This is a genomic window from Aeromonas sp. 601027 (assembly GCF_049174455.1).
Taxonomy (GTDB): domain Bacteria; phylum Pseudomonadota; class Gammaproteobacteria; order Enterobacterales; family Aeromonadaceae; genus Aeromonas; species Aeromonas veronii_A.
On the sequence record NZ_JAAKTN010000001.1, the window covers coordinates 427,312 to 453,855 of the forward strand.

General features: G+C 51.6%; 25 protein-coding genes and 1 other RNA gene. 21 read left to right on the forward strand and 5 right to left on the reverse strand.

Features of this window, described 5'->3' with window-relative positions:
* Window position 1: 1 nt before the first annotated feature.
* From G5193_RS01820 to G5193_RS01840, 5 genes are all read right to left on the reverse strand, one after another.
* Window positions 2-970: a hydroxymethylglutaryl-CoA lyase gene (locus G5193_RS01820; RefSeq protein WP_421204799.1), complete on the reverse strand. Its 969-nt coding sequence runs from the start codon at window positions 968-970 to the stop codon at window positions 2-4.
* Window positions 967-2,937 (reverse strand): acetyl/propionyl/methylcrotonyl-CoA carboxylase subunit alpha, encoded by a 1,971-nt coding sequence (locus tag G5193_RS01825; RefSeq protein WP_421204800.1) that lies wholly within the window; start codon window positions 2,935-2,937, stop codon window positions 967-969. The genes G5193_RS01820 and G5193_RS01825 overlap by 4 nt, the downstream gene beginning before the upstream one ends.
* A 109-nt stretch (window positions 2,938-3,046) precedes the next feature.
* Window positions 3,047-3,883 carry an enoyl-CoA hydratase-related protein gene (locus G5193_RS01830; protein WP_421204801.1) on the reverse strand — a complete coding sequence of 279 codons (837 nt, stop codon included), beginning with the start codon at window positions 3,881-3,883 and terminating at the stop codon, window positions 3,047-3,049.
* Window positions 3,884-3,894: 11 nt separating this feature from the next.
* Window positions 3,895-5,496, reverse strand: coding sequence for a carboxyl transferase domain-containing protein (locus tag G5193_RS01835; RefSeq protein ID WP_421204802.1), 1,602 nt, complete (start codon window positions 5,494-5,496; stop codon window positions 3,895-3,897).
* Window positions 5,493-6,635 carry an isovaleryl-CoA dehydrogenase gene (locus tag G5193_RS01840; RefSeq protein ID WP_421204803.1) on the reverse strand — a complete coding sequence of 381 codons (1,143 nt, stop codon included), beginning with the start codon at window positions 6,633-6,635 and terminating at the stop codon, window positions 5,493-5,495. Before G5193_RS01840 ends, G5193_RS01835 begins: the two co-directional genes overlap by 4 nt.
* Window positions 6,636-6,940: 305 nt before the next feature.
* Between G5193_RS01840 and G5193_RS01845 the strand changes: the two genes are divergently transcribed.
* From G5193_RS01845 to G5193_RS01945, 21 genes are all read left to right on the forward strand, one after another.
* Window positions 6,941-8,098, forward strand: coding sequence for an acyl-CoA dehydrogenase family protein (locus G5193_RS01845; protein WP_421204804.1), 1,158 nt, complete (start codon window positions 6,941-6,943; stop codon window positions 8,096-8,098).
* A gap of 135 nt (window positions 8,099-8,233) precedes the next feature.
* Window positions 8,234-9,016 carry an enoyl-CoA hydratase gene (locus G5193_RS01850; RefSeq protein ID WP_159163453.1) on the forward strand — a complete coding sequence of 261 codons (783 nt, stop codon included), beginning with the start codon at window positions 8,234-8,236 and terminating at the stop codon, window positions 9,014-9,016.
* Window positions 9,017-9,034: 18 nt separating this feature from the next.
* The gene (locus tag G5193_RS01855) at window positions 9,035-10,147 is read left to right on the forward strand and encodes an enoyl-CoA hydratase/isomerase family protein (RefSeq protein WP_421204805.1); all 1,113 of its coding nucleotides are present in this window, start codon (window positions 9,035-9,037) and stop codon (window positions 10,145-10,147) included.
* Between the two features lie 51 nt (window positions 10,148-10,198).
* Complete coding sequence (gene mmsB, locus G5193_RS01860) at window positions 10,199-11,119, forward strand: 3-hydroxyisobutyrate dehydrogenase (protein ID WP_421204806.1); 921 nt, start codon at window positions 10,199-10,201, stop codon at window positions 11,117-11,119.
* Window positions 11,120-11,171: 52 nt separating this feature from the next.
* Window positions 11,172-11,951, forward strand: a complete 780-nt coding sequence (locus tag G5193_RS01865) for an SDR family oxidoreductase (RefSeq protein ID WP_421204807.1) — start codon at window positions 11,172-11,174, stop codon at window positions 11,949-11,951.
* 358 nt (window positions 11,952-12,309) lie between these two features.
* The gene (gene arcD, locus G5193_RS01870; protein WP_005336921.1) at window positions 12,310-13,746 is read left to right on the forward strand and encodes an arginine-ornithine antiporter; all 1,437 of its coding nucleotides are present in this window, start codon (window positions 12,310-12,312) and stop codon (window positions 13,744-13,746) included.
* A 105-nt stretch (window positions 13,747-13,851) separates the two neighbouring features.
* On the forward strand, window positions 13,852-14,640 hold the full coding sequence (locus G5193_RS01875) for a sulfite exporter TauE/SafE family protein (protein WP_421204808.1): 789 nt from the start codon (window positions 13,852-13,854) through the stop codon (window positions 14,638-14,640).
* Window positions 14,641-14,742: 102 nt separating this feature from the next.
* An RNA gene (ffs, locus tag G5193_RS01880) (signal recognition particle sRNA small type) lies at window positions 14,743-14,839 on the forward strand.
* A gap of 113 nt (window positions 14,840-14,952) precedes the next feature.
* A complete protein-coding gene (locus G5193_RS01885; RefSeq protein ID WP_421204809.1) occupies window positions 14,953-16,182 on the forward strand; it encodes a tyrosine-type recombinase/integrase in 1,230 nt (409 codons plus the stop codon).
* A 368-nt stretch (window positions 16,183-16,550) separates the two neighbouring features.
* The gene (locus G5193_RS01890; protein ID WP_421204810.1) at window positions 16,551-17,075 is read left to right on the forward strand and encodes a hypothetical protein; all 525 of its coding nucleotides are present in this window, start codon (window positions 16,551-16,553) and stop codon (window positions 17,073-17,075) included.
* Window positions 17,076-17,963: 888 nt separating this feature from the next.
* A complete protein-coding gene (locus G5193_RS01895) occupies window positions 17,964-18,164 on the forward strand; it encodes a hypothetical protein (protein WP_421204811.1) in 201 nt (66 codons plus the stop codon).
* 3 nt (window positions 18,165-18,167) lie between these two features.
* Window positions 18,168-18,332 (forward strand): hypothetical protein, encoded by a 165-nt coding sequence (locus G5193_RS01900; protein ID WP_214003556.1) that lies wholly within the window; start codon window positions 18,168-18,170, stop codon window positions 18,330-18,332.
* Window positions 18,310-19,068: a winged helix-turn-helix transcriptional regulator gene (locus G5193_RS01905; protein WP_421204812.1), complete on the forward strand. Its 759-nt coding sequence runs from the start codon at window positions 18,310-18,312 to the stop codon at window positions 19,066-19,068. The genes G5193_RS01900 and G5193_RS01905 overlap by 23 nt, the downstream gene beginning before the upstream one ends.
* A gap of 76 nt (window positions 19,069-19,144) precedes the next feature.
* Entirely contained in the window at window positions 19,145-19,360 is a 216-nt protein-coding gene (locus tag G5193_RS01910; RefSeq protein ID WP_376901139.1) for a hypothetical protein, read from the forward strand.
* An 8-nt stretch (window positions 19,361-19,368) separates the two neighbouring features.
* Window positions 19,369-19,740: a GIY-YIG nuclease family protein gene (locus tag G5193_RS01915; protein WP_376901138.1), complete on the forward strand. Its 372-nt coding sequence runs from the start codon at window positions 19,369-19,371 to the stop codon at window positions 19,738-19,740.
* 205 nt (window positions 19,741-19,945) lie between these two features.
* The gene (locus tag G5193_RS01920; RefSeq protein ID WP_376901137.1) at window positions 19,946-20,332 is read left to right on the forward strand and encodes a hypothetical protein; all 387 of its coding nucleotides are present in this window, start codon (window positions 19,946-19,948) and stop codon (window positions 20,330-20,332) included.
* Window positions 20,333-20,619: 287 nt separating this feature from the next.
* The gene (locus G5193_RS01925; RefSeq protein ID WP_421204813.1) at window positions 20,620-22,404 is read left to right on the forward strand and encodes a hypothetical protein; all 1,785 of its coding nucleotides are present in this window, start codon (window positions 20,620-20,622) and stop codon (window positions 22,402-22,404) included.
* Between the two features lie 479 nt (window positions 22,405-22,883).
* On the forward strand, window positions 22,884-23,246 hold the full coding sequence (locus G5193_RS01930) for a hypothetical protein (protein ID WP_323583709.1): 363 nt from the start codon (window positions 22,884-22,886) through the stop codon (window positions 23,244-23,246).
* A complete protein-coding gene (locus tag G5193_RS01935) occupies window positions 23,243-23,434 on the forward strand; it encodes a hypothetical protein (RefSeq protein WP_421204814.1) in 192 nt (63 codons plus the stop codon). The genes G5193_RS01930 and G5193_RS01935 overlap by 4 nt, the downstream gene beginning before the upstream one ends.
* 201 nt (window positions 23,435-23,635) lie before the next feature.
* Window positions 23,636-24,661 (forward strand): major capsid protein, encoded by a 1,026-nt coding sequence (locus G5193_RS01940; protein ID WP_421204815.1) that lies wholly within the window; start codon window positions 23,636-23,638, stop codon window positions 24,659-24,661.
* 648 nt (window positions 24,662-25,309) lie between these two features.
* Window positions 25,310-25,789: a hypothetical protein gene (locus G5193_RS01945; protein ID WP_376901131.1), complete on the forward strand. Its 480-nt coding sequence runs from the start codon at window positions 25,310-25,312 to the stop codon at window positions 25,787-25,789.
* Window positions 25,790-26,544 lie beyond the last annotated feature (755 nt).

Here is a 26,544-nt window from a genome sequence, read left to right on the forward strand (position 1 = left end):
GTCATGACTCCTGTTGCTGGGCGTGTGGCTGGCAGAGGCGGGCACGCAGCCGCTCGGCATTGGCGTGCAGGGCCTGACCGACCCGCGAGCCGTTGGGGCGAGCGAGCTGCTCGCTGACCCACTGGCCGGTGGCCGCCAGTTTGTCGAGATCCACCCCGGTCGTCATGCCAAGGCCGTGCAGCAGGTAGACCACCTCTTCTGACGCCACATTGCCGGAGGCGCCCGGGGCATAGGGGCAGCCGCCAAGCCCCGCCACCGAGCAGTCGATGGTGCGAATGCCGCGCTCCAGCGCGGGTAGCAGGTTGGCCAAGCCCTGGCCGTAGGTGTCGTGAAAATGGACCGCGAGTCGACCCGCCGGGATCTCGTGCAGCACCGCATCCAGCATGGGCGCCACCGTGCCCGGGGTGCCAACGCCTATGGTGTCCCCCAGCGAAATTTCGTGGCAGCCAAGATCCAGCAACTGTTCGGCCATGGCGGCGACCCGTTTCGGGCGGGTCGGGCCATCGAACGGGCAGGCGATGACGGTGGAGAGGTAGCCACGCACCTTGATGCCGAGGCGGCGCGCCTCCTGCACCAGCGGGGCGAAGCGCACCAGCGACTCCTCCACGCTGATGCCGATATTGGCGCGGTTAAAACCGTCAGAGCAGGCGGTGAAGAGGCCAATCTCGTCGGCGCGGGCGGCAATGGCTGCCTGCAAGCCTTGCAGATTGGGCACCAGTGCGCCGTAACGGGTTGAGCCCTTGCGCGGCAGTGCCTCGAACAGCGCTGCGGAGTCCGCCATCTGCGGCACTTTTTTGGCAGAGACAAAGGCACCCACCTCGATGCGTTGCAGGCCGCTGTCGGTAAGGCGCTGGATCAGCTCCAGCCGCTGTACCAGAGAGAGGGGCGCAGCTTCATTTTGCAGGCCATCTCGCGGCCCCATCTCCACCAAACTGACCCTGTCGTCACGGACGTCCTGTGATCGGTTCATGGATGTTCCTCCTGTGAAGCAGTCTCTTCGGCAAAGCGCACCAGCACGGCCCCCTGGCTCACCTGCTCACCCTGCTTGCACTGCAGGGCTTCAATTACCCCGTCCCGCTCTGCGCGCAACTGGTGTTCCATCTTCATCGCCTCCAGCACCAGCAGGGGTTGCCCCTTGCTGACTGTTTGCCCCTGCTCGATCAGCACGGCTACCACTATGCCGTGCATGGGGGCGATGGCGCCCTGCACCTTCTCGTTTGCTTGCTCATGGTGGTGGCTGTGCTGCTGATCATCGGCCGCGAAGCGGATGCGCTGGCCCTCCAGGGTCATGATGAAGGTTGCCTCCGGGCCTGTGACCGTCTGAATTGGGATCTGTTGCCAGCAGCCACCCTGCTGCAGCCGGATATTATCGTCACCTCTCTGGTAGCAATGAGTCTCCGCTTGCCACTCAAACTGGCCGCCATGATCGTTAAGGGTCAATACCCGGTGCTCATCACCGATGCGCACCGCCGCTGCCCAGCAGCGATCCGGCCCCAGCCGAAATCCGCAGGCTTGCTGCCAGGGGGAGGTGCCCGCAGGGCGGCTCGCCAGCCAGAAGGCGGCCAGCGGCCAGGCGAGCTCAGGAATGGGCCGTGCTGTGGTGGGTATGGGCCACTGGGTATGGTGGCGCATAGCCAAGACGTCGGGCTCTTCACACAGGCGCAGCAGTAGCGGGCCGTTATGCACCAGTGGGCCGAGCTCCAGTGCCGCCAGCGCATCGGCCAGTTTGGCGAACGCCTCGGCGCGGTTCTGGCCGTGGGCGATCAGCTTGGCGATCATGGGATCGTAATAGGGGCTGACCTCATCGCCAGCGGTCACGCCGGTGTCGATGCGCACGCCAACGGGCCAGTGGAGCCAGTGGATAGGCCCGCTGGCAGGCAGAAAACCGGCCGCAACATCCTCGGCGTAGAGGCGCGCCTCCACCGCATGGCCGCGCAGCACCACTTCCTCCTGAGAGAGTGGCAGTGGCTTGCCTTCGGCCACGGCCAGCTGCCAGGCCACCAGATCCTGCCCGGTCACCGCTTCGGTGACCGGATGCTCTACCTGCAGCCGGGTGTTCATCTCCATAAAGAAGAACTCATCCTTGCAGAGCAGGAACTCGATGGTGCCAGCCCCCTGATAATGGATGGCCTTGGCTGCGGCCACGGCTGCCTCCCCCATGGCGCGGCGCAGAGCCGGAGGGATGTCGGGGGCGGGTGCCTCTTCGATCACCTTCTGATGGCGTCGCTGCAAGGAGCAGTCCCTGTCCCCCAGATAGATGGCGTTGCCGAGGCTATCGGCAAAGACCTGTACTTCCACGTGGCGAGCCAGGGGCAGATAGCGCTCGAGCAGTACCAGATCGTCACCAAAGGCAGCCTTGGCTTCCCGTTTGACTGCCGCCAGCGACTCGTCAAAGTCGGCCAGCTGATCGACCCGGCGCATCCCCTTGCCACCGCCGCCACTGGCGGCCTTGATAAGTAGCGGGAAGCCAATCTGGCTCGCCTGATCGCGCAAGAAGTCCGGCCGCTGATCCGTGCCGTGATAGCCGGGCAGCACAGGTACGCCGGCAGCCTGCATCAGCGCCTTGGCGCCTGATTTGTCGCCCATGGCGAGAATGGCGGCGCCGCTTGGGCCGACAAAGCGCAGGCCGCGCTGTTCGCAGGCGGTGGCAAAATCGCTGTTTTCCGACAGAAAGCCGTAACCGGGATGGATGGCATCGGCACGCGCCTCTTTGGCAATCTTCAGCACCTTGCTGGTGTCGAGATAGCTCTCTCTGGCCGGTGCGGGCCCTAGATGCCAGGCCTCATCGGCCAGACGGGTGTGCATGGCATGGGCGTCGGCATCGGAGTAGAGGGCGATGGTGTGGATGCCGAGGCGTTTCGCCGTCTTGATGATACGCACGGCGATTTCGCCGCGATTGGCGATCAGCAGGCGCTTAATTTGAGTGTGATGGGTCATTTGGGCTCCCTGCTGCTCAAGGCGCACAAGTACGAAGCGTGTTGAGCCACACGACAGTGATATTCACCACAGTTGGCGATCAGCAGACGTTTAATCGGGGTGTGATAGTTCATGTCTCATCCTTGAAACGGGGACGCCAGGCGGGAGGACGTTTGTCGAAGAAGGCTTGCATCCCCTCCTGGGCTTCGAGCCCCACCCGAACCCGGGCGATGGTCTCGACGGTTTTTTCTTCGTGCAGGCGGGAAGGATGGGCTTCTATCGCCGCCAGCAGCCGTTTGGTCTCTTTCATTGCCTCTGGCCCGTTGCGGCACAGACGAAGGGCCTGTGCCCGTCCCTCCGCCAGCAGTTGATCCGGCTTGCAGAGTTGATGTGCCACATTGAGCCGACAGGCGGTGATGGCATCGAACGGCTCGGCACTGAGCATGTAGCGGCGCGCCTGACGCATTCCCATGGTGCGCACCACGTAGGGGCTGATCACCGCAGCCACCAGACCCAGGCTCACCTCGGAGAGGCAGAAGCGGGCATCATCGCTGGCCAGCACCAGATCGCAGGCGCAGATGAGCCCCAGCGCCCCGCCATAGGCGGCCCCTTGTACCAGTGCCACCGTGGGGAAGGGGAGCTCGTCGAGGGTCTGCATCAGCCGCGCCAATACCCGGGCGTCTTCGCGATTGTGCTCGAAATCGGCGTGGGCCAGATTGCGCATCCAGTTGAGATCGGCGCCCGCGCAAAAGTGTTTGCCCTCTGCCCGCAGCAGCAGGGCGTGGGGGCGCTCGGCAAGATCATGACCATGGAGATGGGCCAGATCATCGAGGCAGTCGAGCAGCCCCAGCATCAGGTCGGCATCAAAGGCGTTGTGGCGGGCCGGACGCGACAGCACCAGCTCGGCCAGTGGGCCGTGCCGCTCCAGCCGAAACGGGTTCTGGGAGGAAGTAAGCGGATCTGACATCGTTTTGCTCCTTACATCCGAAAGATGCCGTACTGCTCGGGTTCAATACGCGCACCCTGACAAGCGGCGAGCGCCAGCGCCAGCACGGTGCGGCTCTGGGCCGGGTCGATGACGCCGTCATCCCACAGGCGAGCGCTGGCGTAGTAGGGGTGACCCTGCCGCTCATACTGCTCGATCACCGGTGCGCGGATGGCGGCCGCCTCCTGCTCACTCAAATCTTTGCCCTCGGCAGTCAGCTTGTCCCGACGCACCTGCACCAGCACTCCGGCAGCTTGTTCGCCTCCCATGACCGAGATGCGGCTGTTGGGCCAGCTAAAGAGAAAATCGGGTTCATAGGCGCGGCCACACATGCCGTAGTTGCCGGCACCAAAGCTGCCGCCGACGATCAGGGTGATCTTTGGCACCCGGCTGCAGGCCACTGCGGTCACCAGCTTGGCGCCGTGCTTGGCGATCCCCTCCTTTTCTGCACTACTCCCCACCATAAAGCCGGTGATGTTCTGCAAAAAGAGCAGCGGGATGGCACGCCGGTTACAGAGCTGGATAAAGTGGGCCCCCTTCTGGGCACTGTCGCTGTGCAGCACGCCGTTGTTGGCGAGGATCCCCACTTCCATGCCGCAAATACGGGCAAAGCCGGTCACCAGAGTGGTGCCGAACAGCGCCTTGAATTCGTCAAAGTCAGAACCATCCACCAGTCGTGCAATCAGTTCGCGGGCATCGTAAGGGCGTTTGAGGCTGGTGCCCACCAGACCGTAGAGCTCCTCGATCGGGTAGCAGGGGGGTTCGTAGCCGGGGCTGCTCTCTATCGGCTCGTTACCCAGATGAGTAACCAGCGTGCGGGCGATGGCCAGCGCATGGGCATCGTCACGGGCCATATGATCAGCAACGCCCGAGTGGGCGCAGTGTACTTCGGCGCCGCCCAGGGCCTCGGCGCTGATCTCCTCGCCGGTGGCGGCCTTGACCAGCGGTGGGCCCGCCAGAAAGATGGTGGCTTGCTCCCTGACCATGATGGATTCATCAGCCATGGCGGGCACGTAGGCGCCGCCAGCTGTGCAGAGCCCCATCACCACTGCCAGCTGGGGAATGTTCTGGGCCGACATGCGGGCCTGGTTGTAGAAGATGCGGCCAAAGTGATCCCGGTCGGGGAACACCTCATCCTGCATCGGCAGAAAGGCGCCGCCGGAATCCACCAGATAGAGGCAGGGGAGGCGCAGCCGCTCGGCGATGGCCTGGGCGCGCAGGTGCTTTTTCACCGTGAGCGGGTAGTAGGTGCCGCCCTTCACGGTGGCGTCGTTCACCACCAGCATGCAGAGCCGGCCCGAAACCCGGCCGATGCCGGTGATGATGCCGGCGGCGGGCACCGGCTCGTCATAGACCTGCCAGCCAGCCAGCGCCGACAGTTCGAGAAACGGGGAGCCCGGGTCCAGCAGCTGATTGATGCGCTCGCGGGGCAGCAGCTTGCCACGGGCCTGATGGCGGGCGTTGTTGGCCGCGCCGCCCCCTTGCGCGATCTCGGCAATGCGGATATGGAGATCGTCGACCAGCCCCTGCATGGCGGTCCGATTAGCCGCATATTCCGGGCTCGCCGTGTCAAGGTGGGAGTGGATACGACTCATGCATTTTCTCCCATCAGCTCGCGGCCGATGAGCCAGCGGCGGATCTCCGAGGTACCGGCGCCGATCTCGTAGAGTTTGGCGTCCCGCAGTAGGCGGCCAGTGGGGTATTCGTTGATGTAACCGTTGCCGCCGAGCAGCTGGATAGCGTCGAGGGCCATCTGGGTGGCGTTTTCGGCGGCAAACAGGATGGCTGCGGCGCAATCTTTACGGCTGGTGCGACCCTGATCGCAGGCGCTCGCCACCGAGTAGACCAGCGCCCGGCTGCTGGCTTGGCGGGTATACATGTCAGCGAGCTTGCCCTGCACCAGCTGGAACTCGCCGATGGCTTGACCAAACTGCTTGCGCTCACGCACATAGGGCAGCACTACATCCATACAGGCCTGCATGATGCCAAGGGGGCCCGCAGCCAGCACCACCCGCTCGTAATCGAGCCCGCTCATCAGCACCTTGACCCCGCCGTGCAGGGTGCCTAGCAGGTTTTCCTGCGGCACTCGGCAGTTGTCGAACACCAGCTCGCAAGTGCTGGAGCCGCGCATCCCCAACTTGTCGAGCTTCTGGGCGGTAGAAAAACCGGGAGTGCCCGTCTCGACGATAAAAGCGGAAATCCCTTTGGGGCCCGCACTGGCATCCGTCTTGGCATAAATGACGAAGGTGTCGGCATCCGGACCGTTGGTGATCCACATCTTGTTGCCGTTCAGCACGAAGTGATCGCCCTCGCGCTCCGCGGTGAGGCGCATGCTGACCACATCGGAGCCGGCACTCGGCTCGCTCATGGCCAGCGCCCCCACATGCTCGCCACTCACCAGTGGTGGCAGGTAGCGCGCTTTCTGTTCCGCCGTGCCGTGGCGGTGGATCTGGTTGATGCAGAGATTGGAGTGGGCGCCATAGGAGAGGCCGACCGAGGCGCTGGCGCGGCTTACCTGTTCCATCACCAGCACGTGGGCCAGATAGCCGAGGTTCACCCCATCATACTCCTCCGCTACCGTGATGCCGTGCAGCCCCAGTTCACCCATCCGGGGCCAGAGATCACGGGGAAAGGCGTTGCTTTGATCGATCTCGCTGGCGCGCGGGGCGATCACTTTCTGGCAGAAGGCCGCAACTTGTTCGGTCAGGGCATTCAGGGTCTCATCCATCTGCATCCATGCTCTCCTTGCGGATATGACAGTCGGGTAGGAAGGTTGGTTCGACCGGCTGACTCGGCGTTACGGCTGGCAGTGGTCGGTCCATTTTGTACTTCACTTCTGCCACAAGTTTACGTTAGCGTAAACGTAAATCAATTGTTAATCTGTTGTGTGTTGATAAAGCGGTGGTAGTGAAAGAGTCATCAGCTGCCACGACAACAGCGCCATAGTGGCAGATCCGACAGACGCAGCGTGTGGGCGCCGCGTTATAAAGCACTAACTCAGGAAAAGAAGCGCGGGGCAACAAGGGAGCGAACGACAAGATGGATTTTACCCTGACCGATGATCAACAGGCGTATGTGGAGGCGGCCGCCGCCTTTGCCGATGAGGCGCTCAAACCCCATGCCGCGCGCTGGGACAAGGAGCATGAGTTTCCGATCCCGACCATCAAGCAGGCGGCCGGGCTAGGTTTTTGTGGCCTCTATACCCCGGAGCAGTTTGGCGGATTGGGGCTACCTCGCCTCGATGCGAGCCTCATCTTCGAGCGCCTCGCCATGGGGTGTACCTCGACCACGGCGTATCTGACCATTCACAACATGGTGAGCTGGATGCTGGGCAGCTGGTTGCCCACCGAGGTTGCCAAAGAGTGGGTGCCCAAACTGGCCAGCGGCGAATTGCTGGGCTCCTATTGCCTCACCGAGCCGGGGGCGGGCTCCGATGCGGCGGCACTCAAGACCCGGGCGGTGCGCGAGGGTGACAGCTACCTCATCGAGGGGACCAAGGTCTTTATCTCGGGAGCAGGCAGCAGCGATGTGCTGGTGGTGATGGCCCGTACCGGTGGTGAAGGGGCGAAGGGGATCTCTGCCTTTATGGTGCCGGCTAATGCCCCCGGCGTGAGCTATGGCAAGGCAGAAGAGAAGATGGGCTGGAACAGCCAGCCGACCCGGGAGGTTGTTTTCAACGGGGTGCGCATTCCTGCCTGTTATCGGTTGGGCGAAGAGGGGGAAGGATTCAAGTTCGCCATGCAGGCCCTCGATGGTGGGCGCATCAATATTGCCACCTGTTCGGTGGGCACCGCCCAGCAGGCGCTGGACGATGCGCTGGCTTATGTGCAGCAGCGCCAGCAATTTGGTCACCCGATCAGCGAATTCCAGAGCGTGCAGTTTCGCCTGGCCGATATGGCGACCGAGCTGGCTGCCGCCCGCCTGCTTGTACGTCAGGCCGCCGACAAGCTGGATCGCGGGGCACCCGACAAGAGTGCCTGGTGTGCCATGGCCAAACGTTATGCTACCGATGTGGGTTATCGAATTTGTGATGAGGCTCTGCAACTCTTTGGCGGCTATGGTTATATCCGCGAGTATCCGCTCGAGCGCTATCTGCGCGATACCCGGGTACACCGCATTCTGGAGGGCACCAACGAGGTGATGCGACTCATCATCGCGCGCCGCCTGCTGGCCGATCCCGGTTTGTCGCTGGGCTAACCGGTGGTCGCATCAAGGGTGTGTTGCCTGCCACCCGATTTGCACCATGCCGGTTTCGGCTTTGTGAGCCAGCCACAGGTTGGTGTCATTCAAGCCTGTCATCATGGCGGCAGCTTCATCGACAAGGACAATGTTATGACAAGGATCAGACTCGAATATCATGGCCACGTGGCCTATATCACCCTCGACCATCCCCCTGCCAACACCTGGACCCTCGCCAGCCTGCAGGCCTTTTTGCAGATGATGGTGGAGCTCGACAGTCGTCCCGATGTGGTGGCGCTGGTGATCCGTGGTGCGGGCGACAAATTTTTCTGCGCTGGTGCCGACCTCAATATGTTTGTCGAGGGGAATATCGAGCTGGCCCGCGAAGTAGCCGAGGCCTTTGGCAAGGCCTTCGAGGCGCTGGCCCGTTTTCACGGCGTCAGTATCGCCGCCATCAATGGTTATGCCATGGGCGGTGGCCTGGAAGTGGCGCTGGCTTGTGATATCCGCATCGCCGAGCAGCAGGCGTTGCTGGGACTGCCGGAAGCCTCGGTGGGCTTGCTTCCCTGTGCCGGTGGCACCCAGCGTCTGACCGAGCTGGTGGGGCCGGGCTGGGCCAAGCGGATGATCCTCTGCGGTGAGAAGGTGAGTGCCTCGCTGGCCTACGAGATGGGGCTGGTGGAGGAGGTGGTGAAAACCGGTCAGGCGTGGGAGGCGGCGCACCAGATGGCCCATCTGGTGGAGCGCCAGAGCCCGAGCGCCCTGCGCGCCTGCAAAACCCTGATCAATCAGGGCCGCAGTGGCCCGCGGGATGCCGCCTTGCCCCTTGAGCGGTCGCTGTTTCTCGATCTCTTTAGCGATGCCAATCAGCGTGAAGGGGTGGCCGCCTTCCTGGAGAAACGCTTACCGCGCTGGCAATATGGCCCAACAGAATAAATCCATACGGAGCCGTTTATGAGTGAGCCGGTCAAGGTTAGCTGTTATCCCACCGAAGATGGCCATCAGATCGGGGTGTTGACCCTTGATAGCCCTGCGTCTCTCAACGCATTGAGCCTGCCGATGATCCAGATCCTGCAACAGACGCTGACCCGTTGGGAGCAGGATCCCGCCATCGCTTGCGTGCTGCTGCTGGGGGCTGGCGAGAAGGCGTTCTGTGCCGGTGGTGATATTCGCTCCTTCTATTACCGCAAGCAGGAGGCGAGCGGATCGGAACTGTTCGAATATGCCCGCGACTTTTTCGAGCAGGAATACCGGCTCGACCACCACATCCACTCTTACCGCAAGCCCCTTATTTGCGTGGCGGACGGTATTTGTATGGGGGGCGGCATTGGCCTGTTTGCCGGAGCCGATTTTCGGGTTGTCACTGAAAGAAGCCTGTTCGCCATGCCGGAGGTGACTATAGGACTCTACCCCGACGTGGGGGCAAGCTGGTTTTTAAGCCGGATGCCGGGGCGGTTGGGGCTCTGGCTCGGTCTGACTGGCGCCCGCTTTAATGGCGCAGATGCCCTTGGGGTGGGGTTGGCGGATCACGCCATCGCCAGTGGCGAGCGCAGTGCGCTGTTGTCACGCCTCGCCGTACTCGACTGGGCTGCTAGTGGTGATCCCCGTGAGCAGATCGATCAGTTGTTCAGGGGGTTGCACCGTGAGGTGGTGGCCCGCTTGCCTGCGCCTGTGCTGCTACCCCATCAACAGAGGATCGATACCCTGCTGGCGGGGCGCACGTTGCAAGGGGTATTGGCGCGGTTGTTCGAGGCTCAGTTCGATGAACAGGAGACGGTACTCCGGCAGGCGCAGCAGCTCTGCCGCACCGGCAGCCCCATCAGCCGCGCCATTTTGTGGCGTCAATATTGGCAGGCTCGCCGCTACTCCCTGGCCGAGGTATTTGCCGAGGAGCTGACCCTCTCGGTCAACTGCGTACTCAAGGGGGATTTTGTGGAAGGGGTGCGGGCACTGCTGATCGACAAGGATAAAAATCCCCGCTGGCAACAGTTGCCATCGGAGGGGGAGTGGCTGGACGAGTTCTATCGCTGGCCGCAGGGGAGCAATCCGTTGGCCTGCAAGGAATAACATCTTGGCAACCGGCGCACGCCGCCATCAGCAACGCAAGGAGCAAGCGGGATGACAAGGATAGGATTTATCGGGCTCGGCAACATGGGGGGGCCCATGGCGGCCAATCTGGCCAGGGCCGGGCACACGGTGCAGGTGTTTGATCTGGTTGCCCAAAACATTGAGCGCGCTATCGCCGCTGGCTGCATAGCCGCGGGGGATGCCCGTGAGGCGGTGACCGGCTGCGAGGTGGTGATTAGCATGTTGCCTGCGGGGGAACATGTGCGCGATCTTTGGCTGGGCGAGAGCGCCGGTGAGCGAGGCGGGCAGGATCTGCTGGCGGCCCTGCCGGTTGGTGCACTGGTGATCGACTGCTCCACTATCGATGTCGACTCTGCCCGTCAGGTCGGGGAGGCGGCCCGCGCACGCGGTTTGCGCTTTATCGATGCCCCTGTCTCGGGCGGTGTCGCCGGTGCGGCCGCCGGGACGCTCACCTTTATCGTTGGCGGCGACGCGGCAGATTTCGAGGCGGCAAAACCCTTGCTCGTCTGCATGGGGCAGAACCTGTTTCACGCCGGGGCGCTGGGTGCCGGGCAGATCGCCAAGATGTGCAATAACATGCTGCTTGCGATCCATATGGCGGGTACTGCCGAAGCGCTGGCCCTCGGGGTGAAGGAGGGGCTGGATCCCGCCGTGCTCTCCACCATCATGGGCAAGAGCTCCGGCAACAACTGGAGTCTGGAGCGCTACAACCCCTGGCCCGGAGTGATGGAGAATGTCCCTGCCGCCCGCAACTATCAGGGGGGCTTTATGACCCGTTTGATGGTGAAAGATTTGGGATTGGCCATGGCGCTGGCCGAGCATGGCCACAGCGCTGTGCCGATGGGGGCGCTCGCCCGTAACCTGTTCAACCTGCATGCCGCTCAGGGGCAGGGGAGCCGCGATTTCTCCAGCATCGTCGAACTCTATCTGGATAAACAGGATCCCGCCTGACGGGCCACCTCTCTTCACGGCATCTCTCTTCGACCAGCTACAAGGAGCATTGATGGATATCAAAGATAAGGTCATCGTTATTACCGGTGCCGGACGTGGCTTGGGACGTGCCATTGCGCTGGCCCTGGGCGCACAGGGGGCGACGCTGGCGCTGCTCGACATCAATCGCGCCGATCTGGAGGCGACCGCAGCCCTGGTGAGCAGTCAGAATGATCAGTGCGATCAAGATAGCCAGTGCGAGCTGTTTGTCTGCAATGTGGCGAGCGAAGCCGAGGTTGAGTCGGTTTTTGCTGGCATCAAGGAGCGTTTTGGCGTGCTGCACGGTCTTATCAACTGCGCCGGCATTCTGCGCGATGGCATGCTGATCAAGGTGAAAGAGGGTGAGCTGGTGGAGAAGATGACGCTGGCCCAGTGGCAGAGCGTGATTGACGTCAACCTCACAGGTACCTTCCTCTGCGGTCGCGAGGGGGCGGCGCTGATGGCCCAAGGGGGGCTGGGGGGCGTCATCATCAACATCTCCTCTATCGCCCGCGCCGGCAATATTGGCCAGAGCAACTATGCCGCCAGCAAGGCGGGGGTCGCCTCGCTGGTGGTGAGCTGGGCGCGGGAGCTGGCGCGCCATGGCATTCGGGTGATGGGGATTGCCCCCGGGGTGTTTGCCACCGACATGACGGCGGCGATGAAGCCGGAGGCGATGGCGCGGATGCAGCAGGCCATTCCGGTCGGCACCCTTGGCGAGGCGCAACAGCTGGCCGAGACGGTGAGCTTTATTTTTGCCAACGACTATCTGTCGGGAAGGATGATAGAACTGGATGGCGGTTTGCGTTTATAGGGATTTACATAATGGGCCCCGGTGTTTCCACCGGGGCTTTTTTATGCAGATTATTTATACAGAGAGTGCCTGAATGGCGATGCATAGGAACCATGCGAGTCATGTTGTGTTGGCAGAAAAATGAGAAATATCAATGGGTCTTGGTTAATTTGAGCCAGCTCACAGGCCATATGGGTCAGTGCTGTAAAATTGCGCGCGGTCAAGGCGGTGCATGATTGACGGGACGAGGGATTGCGGTCGGAATAGTCATGCAATATAGTTGCCGCCTTTTTCACGGGGTCAGGATTCCCAGCCCCTCCCATATTGCGCGCAGTATGAATACGGACGCTCTGCCGCCGCCTAAATAAACAGGATTGAAATGGACAAGAAACTAGGGCTGGGCGCCCTCATTTCGCTGGTGATCGGCTCCATGGTCGGCGCCGGGGTCTTCAGTCTGCCACAAAACATTGCTGCGCATGCCAGTGCCGGGGCGGTCGCCCTGGGTTGGGCCATCACCGGTCTTGGCATGATCTGTCTCGCGCTGGTCTATCAGAACCTCTCCATGCGCCGCCCCGATCTCGATGGCGGTATCTTCAGCTATGCCAAGGCCGGTTTCGGCGATTTCATCGGTTTCAACGCCGCCTGGGGTTACTGGCTCTGCCAACTGCTGGCCAACGTCTCTTACGCCATCGTAGTGTTCAGCGCCCTGAGCTACTTCTTCGATACGCCTGACAACGTCATCTTCGGTGACGGCAATACGCCGGTGGCCATCACTCTGGCCTCCATCCTGATCTGGTCGGTGCATGCGCTGGTGCTGCGCGGGGTGCAGGTCGCTGCGCTGGTGAATATCGTCACCACCATCGCCAAGATGGTGCCGCTCATCGTCTTCTGTGTCGCGATCCTGCTGGCCTTCAACATGGATACCTTCACTCTGGATATCTGGGGCCAGAACAACATGGAGCTGGGCTCCGTGATGGATCAGGTCAAGTCCACCATGAAGGTGACCCTTTGGGTCTTTATCGGGATTGAAGGGGCCGTGGTGGTCTCTGCCCGTGCCCGTCATCGCAAGGATGTGGGCCGTGCCACAGTGCTGGCGCTGCTCGGCGCCCTGACGCTTTACGTGATGGTGACACTGTTCTCGCTGGGTGTCATGAGCCAGCCGCAACTGGCGGCGCTCAAGAACCCTTCTACCGCCATGATCCTTGAAGCCGTAGTCGGCCCCTGGGGGGCCTGGCTTATCAACATCGGTCTGGTGGTGTCGGTGATGGGAGCTCTGCTCAGCTGGACCGTGCTGGCCGCTGAAGTGCCCTATATCGCGGGCAAGACCGGTGTGTTCCCGGGCTGGTTTGCCAAGGAGAACAAGAACGGCTCGCCGCAGGTGTCCCTCTGGTGCTCTACCTGTCTGGTGCAGATCTTCCTGATCATCATCTACTTCCAGAGCAGCACCTATCTGGCGCTGGTCAACATCGCCACCTCGGCGGCGCTGGTGCCGTATGTCTTCTCTGGCGCTTATGGTCTGAAGCTGGCATTGAAAGGGGAGACCTATCAGGGTCAACCCCATCAGCGAAAGCGTGACCTGCTGCTGGCCCTGGTGGCGACGGTTTACGGCTGCTGGCTGGTCTACGCAGCCGGTGTGGAGTACCTGTTGCTGGTGGCGCTGCTCTACAGCCCGGGCATCTTCATCTACTGGAAGGCGCGTCAGCATCACGGTCTGCGCGGCCTTAACCGATTGGAGCAGGGGATGACGGCGGCCCTGCTCGGCTGCGCCGTGCTGGCCTTCTACAAGGTGATGGACGGTACCATTCCACTGCACTAACCGGCACAATGAAGAGATGGCCCTCGCGCCATCTCTTTTTTTTCATGCAGATATCCACTGTTGCCCGGCCGTGTTGGCCAGTTTTTGTTTAACACAGGAATTTTTATGCTGTTTATGGGTTACCTCCTGCTGGGCGCCTTTGCCGGTATGCTGGCGGGACTGTTCGGGATCGGCGGCGGTCTTATCATTGTCCCCGTGCTGGTCATGACCTTTCGCGCCCAGGGCATCGACCCTGAAATCATTACCCATCTGGCCCTCGGCACCTCGTTACCCACCATGATCTTTACCGGATTCAGCTCGCTGCGGGCCCACCGGGAGGCGGGCGCCGTCGACTGGGTGATGATCCGCAGATTGGGGGCGGGCATGCTGGTTGGTGCCTGGCTCGGTGGTATGACGGCCAATCTGCTCAGTACCAGCACCCTCAATATCATTATCGGCTGCTTCGCCTGGACTATGGCGCTGCAGATGGGGCTTAACCTCAAGCCCAAGGCGGAAAGACACCTGCCAGGAGCGTTCGGCACCGGCATTGCTGGCACAGTGATAGGCTGGATGTCCGCGCTGTTTGGCATTGGCGGTGGCTCGCTCACCGTCCCTTACCTGAGCTGGAACTCGGTGCCGATGCGCAATGCGGTAGCGGCCTCTGCAGCCTGCAGCATGCCCATCGCGCTGGCGGGGAGCCTCAGCTACCTCTATGCGGGTTGGGATCATGCCGATCTGCCCGAGTGGAGTGTGGGCTACATCTATCTGCCCGCCCTGCTGGGCATTGTGCTGACCAGTACCCAGTTTGCCCGCCTTGGTGCCAAGCTGGCACACCGATTGTCACCAAGACGCCTCAAGCAGGCATTTGCTCTGCTGATGCTGCTGGTGGGGGCGAAATTTATGCTGTTTAGCTGAACCCTTGGCCAGTTTGTTGAAAAATAAGGCAAACGATCTGTTGGAGGGTAGAAAGCCGTTGCATTGAACGCCCAGTTTGCCTATTCTCCTCGCCGGTGGTCCTATTGGTCCTCTCGCATTGATAACCCGTCGACCTGGTCAGGACCGGAAGGTAGCAGCCAAGGCGGGGGACTCGAGTGCCGGGATGTGGCTGGTAGGGCCACCACTTGTTTCTGCCATTCCCGTTTAAGATCAGTAACTTAGCTTGTTGAAGGCAAGCTGTTTGTGTATCACTGTCACACAAACTGGCACACAATCCTCATAGGAGGTGCCATGTACTTACTGAATAGAAACGGAATTTACTACTACCAACGAGTGACCATGTGCAATGGTCGTCGTCAGACCTTCCGTAAATCCCTCAAAACAAGAGACAAGGCACAAGCCCAGCTCTTGGCACTACAAATTCACTTCAATCATTCCAGCCCTGATGTGCAGCAAGCTGTATGCATCTCCGATGCTGCTTGCCGTGATGTCATGTCTAAACCCGTAGGGTTTGAAGCTGAAGCCTTAACGACACAACATCCCCCGCTAAACGGGCACGTTCACACCCCTACAAGCACCAGCAGCGAAGCTGTATGCCCCTCTGGGGTCGAGCCCCCCGCTGTACCTTCCGAAAACACATCACCAGACCAAGAAGAAAAGCTTTCCGGTCACGTCGAGTCATACATTGCTGAAAAGCAATTGTCATGGGCTCCTAAAGAGACCAAGAACCAACAAAACTACATCAACACTTTTATTGAACACGTTGGCGATAAGTGTCTGTCTGAGTACACAAAGGCCGATGCTGTATCGTTCAAAACTTGGCTGTTGGGTTCTGGCAAGTCACCGACCACGATCAATAAATATATTCAGAAACTGAGTTTGTTGTTTAGTTGGCTATCAGATCACACTGAGCAAACAACGGACATATTCAAGGGGCTGAAGCTCAAGCGGGTCAAAGAGGTCAATGTTAGAACTGGCTACACAGATCCAGAGTTGAAACTGTTCGATTCATGGGCCAAGGAGCAAGAGCCATGGCGCATGTTCATCGCTATGATAGGGCGATACCATGGATTGCGTTCTAATGAAGCCTGCCAGCTCTACAGCGATGATATAGAGCAAGTTAATGCTGTCTGGTGCTTCAACATCAGAGCTACACGTGATGATCAGAGCCTCAAGACAGAGGCAAGCCAACGGCTTGTGCCCATACACAGCAAGTTGATCGATGGTGGATTCCTGGACTTTGTAGCAAGCAGGAAAGGGGGTAGGTTGTTCAAGGAGCTACCCTATCGGAGCAACTGCTATAGCCATCTGTTTGGGCAGTGGTTTAGCCGCAACAGACCAGTTAACAAAGATTTCCATAGCCTACGCCACACAGTAGCAAGCAAGCTAAAAGCTGCTGGCATTCCGTTGCAGTATGCGGCTGCCATACTCGGACACACAAACAAGGCCATCAGTTACGACAGGTACGGCGGTGATGTTCCCTTAGACAAACTCAAAGAAGCCTTGGAGATTGCACTATGAACACAAAATCACTTTTGTTGTTATCTCTCACATTCTGTTCTGTAGCCTTTGCCTCTGCATATTCACAATACAGGCTCATAAAACAGGAGGTGATCAACAATCAAACTGTCTGTACGTATGAGAATGCACGTGGGCAGATCATCACCAGAACACACAAACCTAAAAAGCAGTGTGCAAAGTACATCAACACAGATAGAGACTAATTATTTTAAATATTAAAAATTAATTCTGGTAACTCCCTGTTTATATAGGTAAAAAATATATTTCCCCCGGACTTTGACAAACGATTATCTCTTTAATATTCTGCTGGTGTCCTTCGGGGCTCCTTATTTCATGTGAGATAGGGAACACAACACAAGAGGTAATAGATGTACGAGAATATTGATAAAGTAATATCAGATATTAAAGCCCACATTGACAACATCATTAAAGAAGATACGGTAGTGTCAGTGCATAATTCACATGAATACTTCATACTAACAGGTAAAGATAAGTTGTTTAGATTTGACGCCTGTTTTATTAGTCCAATTAATTTTTCAGATAAAAGCATCCCCATCGAAAATAGAATTGACGGTGCAATGCGCAATATCAATATAAACGAAGAAAATGTTTATGTTTTTACGAAAGTATGTGGTGAGTATGCCCTAGGGATCGATATTTCAGGCACATTAGATATAGATTACCGCCCCATGTTTGAGCGTGTATTCAATGAGAAATTTGAAACCTTTAAGAAGGAGGGGGTTCGGGTATTTATATTCAAATCTAAAAACTACGAGTTCCATTTGGTCTCAACCTTCTCTATGGGCAAAAACCTGCACGAAATAGAAAGTGCACTGAGGGATAATTTTGAACGAGGCGAGTACACCCAGGGAGAAATTTACAGATTAGCCTAAGCAATTTTAACAGGGCGGTCTCAATGGTCGCCTATCTTCCAACACAAATAAAAAGGGGTGACTCGCCCCCTTATAATAAATAGGGTGTCCTAGAAACTGGGACAGTAGGTGTCCTAATTTCTAGGTAGGGGTGTCCTAGAGTTTAAGACAGGGTGTCCTAATAATTAGGGAGGGGGTGTCCTAGAAACTGGGACTTATAATATTATATTAGAATAGATAATAATATATAAAACTATTCTTTAAATTAGGGCTCGCCCTTGTCTGTTGTCGCTTACGCTACACAACATCCAATGTCGTCACCGCTTCGCCTGTGGTCGCTCTTAACACAACCAGTATATAAATTGAATGAATATGAAATTTATGTATTGGTTATTAATATAACATATGTATATATAAAACTATGAACACAAACAGCCCATTCACATTCGTTCATTAACTGTATGTGTTTAAAGACCAGCACTAAAAATGAATGAACATGAATGATTGGGTTGTGTCTAATATTATTATATGTGTTTATGTAGATTAATAGACAGTCATAAACGTTTGCTAATGCTCACTTATTATGACAGTCTACCTATATGCTTCGTGTGCCAAACAATCACACTTGCCTATATGATAATACTAAACTCATAACCCAACATGAAAACAATTGTTGTATTGTGTTGGTTTGTGTCGCATATATTTACATGGCGTTTCACACAAACAAACAAAAGTCAAATTTATTTTTAAAAAGTATTGAATAATTTGGGAAATAATGATAAACTGTATATTATAAAGTGAAATATTAAGTTACTTCTATCACTTTATATCCAAACTTTATTACTGGCCTCCTGTCACCTTATCGACAGGCTTGGCCTTTTTGCGTTTAAATTTTACAAGAGGATATTTATGGCATATTGGATAGTCGATGAAGCCGTTCAGGAATACATCGAAAAATATAAAGATTTGAAGACCGCGATTCAAAGAGCTCAGACACTTAAACTAACTTCACGAACAAAGAAACGCTCTGATTTCTGGTTATCTGTCGAGCTCGCATTGAAAGAGCTAAAGCCCATCAAACAACTCAAAACACGATACAAAGAGGAATAAGGCATGCAACTAAATATCCCGCGTGAACTATTGCGATATGTTATGACAGAAAGCCAAAAGCAACAAGTTAGCGCACAGACAGTAATCATCCGAATGATTGACCAACACAAAAAATCCAATGATATTAATGATAATGAGGAACAACATGAGCAACAAAGCAAACAATAATAACAATGAAAAACAAGTAGAAAATTTTACCACAGTTTGGGATTCAGTCCGCCGTGCAAAGACAGTAAACGGACTTCAATTCAAGGCAATTGACAAACTTTTATATAGCTATCTACTTGGATGGCAAGTCTCCAAAGACGACCCCAACAACAAGAAAGTAACCAAGGTTAATAGCTCCGTTCGTGAATTACAGCAAGAGCTTGGTGTTAGCAAGGGCACCATCGAGACCAGTCTAAAAACTCTTGAGAAAATGGGCCTCATAGTTATTAAAAACGGTGGTTTTGGTTTTTCTAATGAATATGATGTGCGTAAATTCTCAGATGTTGAATCAACAAACGTAGCAATCAAAGTTGATCAGTTCATGGAGAACCGCAAAGAATACAGAGCAGAAAAACAAAAAAATAAAGGTTGGGGTTATGAATCTGGATATGAAGCTAAGGTTTATTCTGTTGAAGTTGCAAATAATGAAAATGCACAAGGATATCGAGATAACCAAACTCAAGTTGTTGATGTAAAGCCGAAAAATAAACAAGACGACTTGCCTGATCCATTTCTTGATGATTGCATTGTGTCCCATGATTCCGCATTCGAGGAGCACACCCAGCCCAAACCCATAAAATCCGTCAAGCAATCACCCCATCACGAACCTGGAAGATTGTGTGATAAATGCTTTAAGGACTCCAAGGGCGATTGGGATTGTCGTGATAGTTATTGTGATAATTGCATACCATTTTAAAAGGATTGAACATATGAAAAATCGACTGCGCCTATGGTTCTTTATAAACAAGAAAAACAAAGAGGAAGAATAAACAATGAGCATCACAACTGAACAATTAACACATCTCGGAAGTATGATTACCCACAGTGATATCAATCAAGAATCTAAATATGAAATATTGGAATTTCTTGATAATTTGATTCATGCAGAAAAGCATAAAGATCACTTTATTCTGACTTTGGCAACCATGTTCGATCAAAACGACATGCAAGAGATGGGTTTAGAATGTCGCAAATTTGTATTTAAATAAGAGGTGTAATGTCATTTAAAACTAAAGAATTCCATAAAAATAATAAAGGTTATGTGTACTGCTGTTTAGTGTCTCCATCAGAATCAGCCCCATATCTCAAGATTGGTTATTCCTGTCAGCCTGACCAGCGAGCCGAGCAACTAGAATCAAACTCCAAGCTATCCTGCAAGTTATTGGACGTTTGGGAAGCACAAAGCCAACAAGCTGCTAAAGCTATGGAATATGAAATCCATCAAGCTCTTAAAGAATATTCTCTTGTCGGTGGTTATTGGAAGCGTGAGAGTTTTAGGCGTGGCGCTTACCGCTCTCTTCAAGAATACATGTTGCATTCTGGTTTTTCTCGGGTCTACAAGAATACAAAAATTATAATCGAATCCTAAAATCCAATACAGTCTCAAATCCCCCTTAAATATAGCCTTAAAACCTCCTGTATCGCTCTATATTGCATTTCTTTGATATTGCCAAAGCAACCCTATTGCTTATGGTGAACTATTTAAAATAACGCATTCTAGGAGGTTTTATAAATCCTATTAATTATAGCATCGAAGGTGCTGGAGCCCCAAGGCTCAATTAAAGAGAAACAATATGACAACATTTTACCAAGAAAACGACGGTTTGCCAGAGGTTACAACAAAGTCAGGTGGCAAGGCGGTAATCCCTCGACAATCGGGGCACCTTGATAAACCCTTGGATTACTACGTACACCGAGAGTTACCAATCGTTATAGGAATTTATAGTTATACAGTTAATAAGAATAGGAGTGTCAACACTTATTTAGCGTGTGAAGTTATATGTTTAGAAACAGGGATTGTGTTACCAGCACACCATAAATATAGCTTGATCGCTAAACGTCTTGTTAGTTCTGGAAAGCTGAATTTCAATTCCTATTATCTCGGTTCGTATAAACCCTTAGATTCAGCACTTCAAGAGAAAATTAATAATAAACGCAAAAGCAGAGCTAAGAATAAATGAGTGATAAAGAATTAACTAAACGTGAACAGGATATGTTATCCCCGACCTTTGTTATGCTTATCGAGTTCGGGACTAAATGGTTTGGGAATGATTTGATGTTAGCGTCAATGGATGAATTTTATGATCACTGTTGGGATGCATGGCATTCGATAGACGATTAAAAACAACAACGCCAAAAACTAAAGATTAGTTTGTTTCGGCTTCTCTCGGGAAAGGCTGCTTATCTTGGACGGTCTGCAAGCATTATAAAAAAATTAAAAGAAATTAGAATTTAACAAGAGGAATAAATGACAGACCAAGTAATTTCAAAATTAGTAAACCTTGTGCAATTCAAGGTTGATAATAAGTCATATAAAGACGCACAGAATAAGATCAAGCGCCTAGCTGGTATGTGGCATAAATCATCCAATCAATTTAGTAAAGCGATGGAGCAAGGGAGACGCGCCAGCTCATTGCAGGCCAAATCCACTCAACAACAAACACGGGCAGAGTTGCGAGCATATCGTACCCGCAAGAACACATTAAAAGCGGATAATATTAGATTCCAAGAACAAATTAAAAATAACATTGATTTTCGCAAGCAACTCCAGAAGATCAATATGGATTTTTTGAAAGGCAATCTCAGCACCAAAGAGCAGGTTGCAACTATCAGGCAGTTGACGAAACAATATAGGCAACTTAATAGCGCCGCAGGCCAGTACAACAAGCACAGTCGAAGCATGGGCGCGATCAAAGGGGTTAGCAGGGGCCTAGGTGCCGTGACCCGCCTCGGCGTAGCTGCTACGGCTGCTGGGGTCGTCGGCGGTGGATTCGTTGCACAGAACCAGTACAACAAAATCAAGGAACAAGGCCAAGATTTTGAAGGGATGAAAATTAGTTTTCAAAATACATTCGGAGACCGCTGGATCGAAATTAGCTCGATTGCTCGCAAGATCGCTGATGACGCTGGCGCCGATATTTTAGAGACTGGTAAAGCTCTAACGAACTATGTCAGCATTGTTAAATCGTTAGGGATAGAGACAGATCGGGCCATCGAACTGTATAAAAAACAAAGTAATATGACAGCCTCTTATGGCATGTCGAAAGATCAGGTTGCTGGTTTCCAGTATGGCCTTATGCAAACACTGGCATCTAATACCCTTGAAGATTTTAAACAGGCTATGGACTGGACACCGCAAATAAAAGCCGATCTGTTGAGGTTTGTAAAAGATACCATGGGAATTTCACAAAAAGAGTTCATGGGAAACCTCACAAACGGAAAATATAATTTTAAAGATATTTGGCTAAAGTTTGTTGAAGCTACAGCACCAAAATACGCACAGATGTCAGCCAAATTTAAATCTTCAAGCATGGCTAATGATGCACGAGTTGGAAATGAGCTAAGCATTGCTATTTACAGAATCTTTGAATCTTCAGGTTTTAAAACTGCCCTGCAAGCAGGAGCTAAAATTGTTTCAGATTGGGCAAAACTATTAGAGTCAAATGCCTCAAAAATTGGAGAAATATTCGGCAATTTATATAATATTGTTGGTGAGTTAAGCAAGCAGGGTTTTGAAGATCTTTCTAAGTGGCTTCAAGAGCTGACAGCGGAAGATATTAAAAACTATTTTAAAGATATGAAGTCAAGTGTCTCTGAGTTTTTGCAGGCGCTTAAATCATTAGCTGCATTCATTAATGACGTTTTACCTGATCGCTTTGTTTCCAACAAACAATCTACATCTGTACCTGAATCCCAACGTAAAAATTATGATGCTGATAAGTATGGTAAGCTTTATGTGCAGAAGGAAAAAGAGCTATTGAATAGTGGTCTTGAGCCCAGCATTGCAGCAAGACAAGCAGAACAATTTGCATTGCAACAAGCACTAAAGATCCCACAACCTACTATTCCACAAAGTGCTATATCTTTCAATGCTCGGAGTGCAGGGATTAATGGTGGTGGTATTTCATCTAATTTTTCAGGGAAATTAAATCTTAAAATCGACGCTCAGGTCAATAAAGACGAATTTAATAATTTTGTTGATTTTAAGATTCATGATAATAATGTGATGCAATTAAATTTACTCAGCCAATAAATTATATAATAATTTAAAAAATAAGCCAAATTTGGCTGTTGAGTATTGAATTTTTTATATTTTTATGGTAATATGTATATTGTAAAGTGAATTAAGTAATGGAACTCAAGACGCCATTATCTTACGATTCATTTATAACTCCGAAATAATTAATAGTGGCTATCCTTCAGCAAGATAGCCATATGTTTCTTTAAATGTTTTAGTTTTAGAATATTTAAAGAAGAATAGAGATTGAGTCCCTTTGTTCCTCCGATAAAACTAATTGCTTTTGTTGTGATTGCGAGTTGCGATTTTAGTAATTAGCCTCTGTAAGGCCGAGCGTAAAACCTCGGCTTTATTTTTATTTGCTAACAACCAATGTTGGCTAATTTCAATAGTTAATTATCAATTAAATATGTAATTAAATTTATTATCTGGCTGAATCCTTGATACACAAGGGTCTAGCACACATATTTATTTTAATAATTCAGGAATCAAAAATGAATAAAAATAAAATAATTGAAGCTATGGAGACTGAGCGAAAATCTCAGGGCATTCAAAGCAACAATAACTCTGTTAAACCAGAGATTACAAAAAAGTCTGAGAAGACACCGCATTTGGCCTTGTGCCACAACAGCAATCCCAGTGCTAATAATCGACATACTTCATTGCTATTGAAAACCAAAAGTATACCGATTGAAAATCAAGTAGAGATTACTAAACAAGGGACTGCTGACTGTAATTTTGAAATGTTTACAAAGGGAATGACTGATCCTGTTATCCTCCTTGAACTCTTTCAGATAATGCAATCTCAGCAACACACACTCCTTACTAAAATTATGGAAAAAGGTAAAAGCAAATGAAACTCGGAACACAACAGAAAACCCGCAATGATGTAATGCAATACTGCATTGATGGTCAGTTTGCTGTCAAAACAATTGAACTCCCCAGCGCACTGACTGCTGATCTTAAAGCAGGCGACTGTATCGACCCTGCAACTGGTGCTTTGCTTACTGGCACTGCAACCGATGTTGCCGTAGTTGAGACCTGACATTGAAGGGCTCTAAGACTGTAGTAGTCTTCAATAAGCACGTAATTCTCTTTAAAAACTCCCTGACTGCTGCCAGTGGGGCAGGTGTCACCAAAGCTATTGAACTGATTGAAGCTGATCCCTTTATTCAATTCTCTAAATAACAAATAGTGCAAAGCACCGAGCCCCATGGCTCAATTAACAATAATAACGAGGAACACAATGGATTTTAATTACATCAATTATACTGAAGCGTTTGAACAACATGCCTTCCCTCTGAATCGTCTGATGCTGTCTCTTGGCATCTTCGATATTGCCCCCACCAGTGAATTTAAGGTCAACTTTGATTATCTGGTTTCTGGCGATCAAGACCTAGCTGAACAAGTAGCAATCAATGCTCGTGAATTCGGCGGCACTATCAAGCCAAAAGCATCCAATATGCAATACGAGCTGATTGGCTATGCCCTTGAAGATGCTGTTACAACACAAGATTGGAAAGGTCTTCGTAAGCCAGGAAGCAAAGACGCTCCTATGACTGCTGAAGATGTCGTGACCGACCTTCTTTTTGAGCAACGCAAGAAATATGACCGCACAATGAATAAACAGCTTGCTGATTGTATTGTTCGTGGTCTGCAATTTAACAAACATGGTTCTCAACAAAATATTGTAATGGCCGATGAGTTTGGTTCTGCTGCTGTTACTAAAAACATTGATCTAAACAATGCTGCTACTCTTGTAGACATTGAACTTGATAGCATTCAAACAACCATTCGCAAAAATCTTGGTAGCAAGGTTGATTATCTGAAAGGTTTTGTTGCCCTGTGCTCTCCTGAATACTTCCGAGCGGTTAAGAGCAATCAGTCTGTACGTGACACTTTCAAATATTCTCAGGGTCAAAGCGCATATAACATTGAAAACCTGATTGACTATAAGAACGAGTATCCATCTATTCAAACATTCTTCTATAATAACGTAACATTTATTATGGTCGATGATGCGGACATTGGTATTGCAGCTAATAAGGCGGTATTCCTGCCACTGCTATTTAAAGGTTCTGGTGTGTTTAAGTGGCATTGTGGCCCTGTTAGTAAGCACCAAGAACTGGCTGCGCGTAGTAGTGGTGCACCCGTTCATCACTATCAAATCAAGGATAGTAAGTTTGGTGATCTATTTGCTATTACTGAATGGTGTGCTCTTGCAATCAACGCGTTGCCTTCTGTTATTGTTCACTCCGAGAATAAAGCCTAATATCTATTGATATCTGCATGGTTATTGAGGGCGTAAAGCCCTCTGTGCAGTCGGCACAATCGTTTCCATTATTCACTAACAAAATTTAAAGGGAGGGTTATTGCTTTTATTCAAGCTTTCCCTTTATGTCACAACAATTTTATTCTGCATATGGTTGTGGTTAGGTATCTTTAAGATATTTGGTTTTATATTGCCACCTGTAACAATATGGATAATTTATAGTATGTGGGTTAGTGATAATTGAGACCTAAGTCTATGTGCCTTTATGGCTAAAGTAACAATGATCATTAATAAATAGGGAGTTGCTGGCCTCCCTTATCTATCTAAATTTTATGTGGGGTCAGGATGATAAGAGTCACAATTGAAGAGTTGGGTCCAACGGGTTGGGAAGTAAGGCAGAAAACCACACGGTTAGATGACATAAAGAATGTTCTAAGTCTGTCAGCTCTAGCTAAACTTCTCGGCTTAACACGAGGCCAGTTCAGATATAAATACGAAAAATAATCAGTAACAAAATCTCTCTTAAAGGCTGCCGAAAGGTGGCCTTTTACTTTTAAACCCAATTGACACCTTTTGGAGCAATGATATTATTGTATCACTTTTATAGGGGGATTTATGAGATCGAGTTATGTTATAGGTGGATGCATAGTGTTAGCCTCAGTAATACTGAATGCTAAAGACATAAATTCATTAATACAAAGTACAAATGTTCTTGGAACAAGTAAGGGATTTGTACGGCTGGGACAAGTGAACTCAGAACGAACAACTGTTATTTTTACTGTAGTTTCTGATGGAGAAACATTTTTCCAAGTCGAGGGGTCTACATCTGATATCGTTTCTTTAGTAAAAGAAAAAGTTCAGGGGATGATTGATAAGGAAAACAAATCCATAACGGATGAAAATAAAAAATTAACTTTGGAAAAATTATCCTTTACGAAGGACATGGAACTAAAACTGACATCAAATATAGTTTACGAATCAGAGTATCAGCCTATGTTTACTTTGAGTCTTGAATCAGAGACTAAACTTCTCCCTAAAGACACTTTGTTTTTAAATTATATTTCCGTGCTTGAAAAATATAACGCCATGGTAATTCAAAATAGCCAACACTACAGTTTCATGCAGTGATGCAGCTAGGTTTTTGTGTTAGAGCCATTCGCTTGGATGGCTTTTTATTATTATGGTTTATGTCTATTAAAACTTTAAAAAGCCAATATTATCAATTAAATTCGATTTATTATGAAATTTCCAATTGAGTCTGTTTGTGTTGATTTAGCACATACCATATTTACACAATACACCCCAAACCCCTCTGTAACCCTTGATATATAAGGCTTGAGCCAAATATGGTTGTAACAATAAATATCCTTCTGGCGATACAGCAAATTATAAATTGGTGTTAAATATGGCCTCTGTAAGCCTTTTATATACCGAAAAAAAGATTTTAATTCAGCTATTGATTTTATCTATTTGACAGTGGAACCCTCCCCAAAACAATTTGCTCGAATGACTTTAAAATATCATAAGCATAAATAATCAATAAATTATGCAATAGCGCCTTACGGCAATTGTTATCCACAACAACAGACTTATCCACAATCACCCATCATTCATGGCTTTCAGCCTGTTCTGTCCTGCTTCTTCTCCTGCACGATCCCTCTATCAATCCATGTGTGCCACTAAACATACTGTAAACCATTGTTGTTATTGCTGTTTGTCTGTCTATGTGTGACACAGTGCAATCAGGGTGGCTCAATGAGCCACTATACATCCAGCAATGTCCTTGCTTCTTCTTGTTATCTCTAACAAGTGAATACCTCATAAAGTTGTGGGGTACAACCATATTGTTCATTCAATAACTATTCGGTTTTGTAGCACGTCTG

What these genes read in the sequence shown, in the direction of transcription:
- G5193_RS01820 (WP_421204799.1), bottom strand. Translation starts at nt 970, where the DNA reads ATGAACCGATCACAGGACGTCCGTGACGACAGGGTCAGTTTGGTGGAG.
- G5193_RS01825 (WP_421204800.1), bottom strand. Translation starts at nt 2,937, where the DNA reads ATGACCCATCACACTCAAATTAAGCGCCTGCTGATCGCCAATCGCGGC.
- G5193_RS01830 (WP_421204801.1), bottom strand. Translation starts at nt 3,883, where the DNA reads ATGTCAGATCCGCTTACTTCCTCCCAGAACCCGTTTCGGCTGGAGCGG.
- G5193_RS01835 (WP_421204802.1), bottom strand. Translation starts at nt 5,496, where the DNA reads ATGAGTCGTATCCACTCCCACCTTGACACGGCGAGCCCGGAATATGCG.
- G5193_RS01840 (WP_421204803.1), bottom strand. Translation starts at nt 6,635, where the DNA reads ATGCAGATGGATGAGACCCTGAATGCCCTGACCGAACAAGTTGCGGCC.
- G5193_RS01845 (WP_421204804.1), top strand. Translation starts at nt 6,941, where the DNA reads ATGGATTTTACCCTGACCGATGATCAACAGGCGTATGTGGAGGCGGCC.
- G5193_RS01850 (WP_159163453.1), top strand. Translation starts at nt 8,234, where the DNA reads ATGACAAGGATCAGACTCGAATATCATGGCCACGTGGCCTATATCACC.
- G5193_RS01855 (WP_421204805.1), top strand. Translation starts at nt 9,035, where the DNA reads ATGAGTGAGCCGGTCAAGGTTAGCTGTTATCCCACCGAAGATGGCCAT.
- mmsB (WP_421204806.1), top strand. Translation starts at nt 10,199, where the DNA reads ATGACAAGGATAGGATTTATCGGGCTCGGCAACATGGGGGGGCCCATG.
- G5193_RS01865 (WP_421204807.1), top strand. Translation starts at nt 11,172, where the DNA reads ATGGATATCAAAGATAAGGTCATCGTTATTACCGGTGCCGGACGTGGC.
- arcD (WP_005336921.1), top strand. Translation starts at nt 12,310, where the DNA reads ATGGACAAGAAACTAGGGCTGGGCGCCCTCATTTCGCTGGTGATCGGC.
- G5193_RS01875 (WP_421204808.1), top strand. Translation starts at nt 13,852, where the DNA reads ATGCTGTTTATGGGTTACCTCCTGCTGGGCGCCTTTGCCGGTATGCTG.
- G5193_RS01885 (WP_421204809.1), top strand. Translation starts at nt 14,953, where the DNA reads ATGTACTTACTGAATAGAAACGGAATTTACTACTACCAACGAGTGACC.
- G5193_RS01890 (WP_421204810.1), top strand. Translation starts at nt 16,551, where the DNA reads ATGTACGAGAATATTGATAAAGTAATATCAGATATTAAAGCCCACATT.
- G5193_RS01895 (WP_421204811.1), top strand. Translation starts at nt 17,964, where the DNA reads ATGGCATATTGGATAGTCGATGAAGCCGTTCAGGAATACATCGAAAAA.
- G5193_RS01900 (WP_214003556.1), top strand. Translation starts at nt 18,168, where the DNA reads ATGCAACTAAATATCCCGCGTGAACTATTGCGATATGTTATGACAGAA.
- G5193_RS01905 (WP_421204812.1), top strand. Translation starts at nt 18,310, where the DNA reads ATGAGCAACAAAGCAAACAATAATAACAATGAAAAACAAGTAGAAAAT.
- G5193_RS01910 (WP_376901139.1), top strand. Translation starts at nt 19,145, where the DNA reads ATGAGCATCACAACTGAACAATTAACACATCTCGGAAGTATGATTACC.
- G5193_RS01915 (WP_376901138.1), top strand. Translation starts at nt 19,369, where the DNA reads ATGTCATTTAAAACTAAAGAATTCCATAAAAATAATAAAGGTTATGTG.
- G5193_RS01920 (WP_376901137.1), top strand. Translation starts at nt 19,946, where the DNA reads ATGACAACATTTTACCAAGAAAACGACGGTTTGCCAGAGGTTACAACA.
- G5193_RS01925 (WP_421204813.1), top strand. Translation starts at nt 20,620, where the DNA reads ATGACAGACCAAGTAATTTCAAAATTAGTAAACCTTGTGCAATTCAAG.
- G5193_RS01930 (WP_323583709.1), top strand. Translation starts at nt 22,884, where the DNA reads ATGAATAAAAATAAAATAATTGAAGCTATGGAGACTGAGCGAAAATCT.
- G5193_RS01935 (WP_421204814.1), top strand. Translation starts at nt 23,243, where the DNA reads ATGAAACTCGGAACACAACAGAAAACCCGCAATGATGTAATGCAATAC.
- G5193_RS01940 (WP_421204815.1), top strand. Translation starts at nt 23,636, where the DNA reads ATGGATTTTAATTACATCAATTATACTGAAGCGTTTGAACAACATGCC.